This window comes from Bradyrhizobium sp. PRIMUS42 (assembly GCF_023006515.1).
In the GTDB taxonomy this organism is placed as follows: domain Bacteria; phylum Pseudomonadota; class Alphaproteobacteria; order Rhizobiales; family Xanthobacteraceae; genus Bradyrhizobium.
In genome coordinates, this window is record NZ_JALBGZ010001032.1 from 1 (window position 1) to 1,640 (window position 1,640).

At 67.0% G+C, this 1,640-nt stretch carries 1 protein-coding gene and 1 pseudogene; both read right to left on the reverse strand.

Features of this window, described 5'->3' with window-relative positions; translation table 11 throughout:
- Positions 1 to 113, reverse strand: a pseudogene (locus tag MOV75_RS37160) (twin-arginine translocation pathway signal); the annotation flags it as partial.
- Positions 110 to 1,640 (reverse strand): cobaltochelatase subunit CobT (gene cobT / locus MOV75_RS37165; RefSeq protein ID WP_247007881.1); only part of this gene is annotated, 1,531 nt, incomplete at its 5' end. The gene cobT and the pseudogene MOV75_RS37160, both read right to left, overlap by 4 nt.

The window sequence follows — 1,640 nt, forward strand, 5'->3', positions numbered from 1 at the left end:
CGCGGCGGCGGCTCGGCCGCGGCTTGCGCCTGCGCGAAGCGAGAGAGTGCGAGAGTGGAAAATCCCGCCGCCGCGTGGCCGAGAAAGCTGCGGCGGGATGAGTGCGTGCTCACGAATGCAATTTGCGTCGCGGGCGACCGGCCGGCTGGGTTGGTGCGGTGTTGGTCTCGCTGAAGAGTTCGGCGAGCTTCTCGGTGATGGCGCCGCCGAGTTCCTCGGCGTCCACGATCGTCACCGCGCGGCGATAATAGCGCGTCACGTCGTGGCCGATGCCGATCGCGATCAGTTCGACCGGCGAGCGGGTCTCGATCTCCTCGATGATGTGGCGCAGGTGCCGCTCGAGATAATTGCCGGGATTGACCGACAGCGTGGAATCGTCGACCGGCGCGCCGTCCGAGATCATCATCAGGATCTTGCGCTGCTCGGCCCTCGCCAGCAGGCGCTTGTGCGCCCAGTCCAGCGCCTCGCCGTCGATGTTCTCCTTGAGCAGGCCCTCGCGCATCATCAGGCCGAGATTTTTCCGCGCGCGGCGCCAGGGGGCATCGGCGGATTTGTAGATGATGTGGCGGAGATCGTTGAGGCGGCCGGGATTGGCCGGCTTGCCGGCGGCAAGCCACGCCTCACGCGATTGCCCACCCTTCCAGGCGCGCGTGGTGAAGCCCAGGATCTCGACCTTGACGCCGCAACGCTCCAACGTGCGTGCGAGGATGTCGGCGCAGGTGGCGGCGACCGTGATCGGGCGTCCCCGCATCGAGCCGGAATTGTCGAGCAGCAACGTCACCACGGTGTCGCGGAACGTCGCCTCCTTCTCGTGCATGAAGGACAGCGGATGATAGGGATCGGTGACGACGCGCGACAGCCGCGCGGGGTCGAGGATTCCCTCTTCGAGATCGAACTCCCAGGCGCGGTTCTGCTGCGCCATCAGGCGGCGCTGCAGGCGGTTGGCGAGACGGGCGACGATGCCTTGCAGATGCGCCAGCTGCTTGTCGAGATAGGCGCGCAGGCGCTCCAGCTCGTCATGGTCGCAGAGGTCTTCGGCCGCGATGATCTCGTCGAATTTCGGCGCGAAGGCGTGGTATTCCGGCCCGCGCGGCTCGTTCTTGCCGTGCGAGTTCGGACGCGTCGCCTCGCCCGGCGTCTCGTCGTCGCCGAGCTCGCCGTCGTCGAAGGTATCAGAGGTCGAGGCCTGCGCGCTTTCCATCGCGCTCTCGCTCATCTCCTCAGATGTCGCCTGCGCCTGGTCGGCGCTCATCTCCTGGGCGGCGTCGGAATCGGGCGAGCCTTCGGCGCCGGACTGGTCGTTGTCGCCGTCCTGGTTCTCGTCGTTGTCCTCGTCGTCCTCGCTATCGGCGTTACGCTCGTCGCCGAGCTCGAGCGCGGTCAAGAGGTCGTGCACTGCATCGCCGAACCGGGTCTGGTCCTCGACCAGGTTATCGAGCCGGTCGAGCCGCTTGCCGATCTTGTCTTCGAGAATCGGACGCCAGAGATCGACCATCTTCTTGGCGGCGGTCGGCGGCGCCATCCCGGTCAGGCGCTCCCGCACCAGCATCGCCAGCGCGTCGGCCAAGGGAGCGTCGGCGCGGTCGGTGATCTCGTCGAACTTGCCGCGATGGAAATGGTCGTCGAGCATCGCGGTGAGG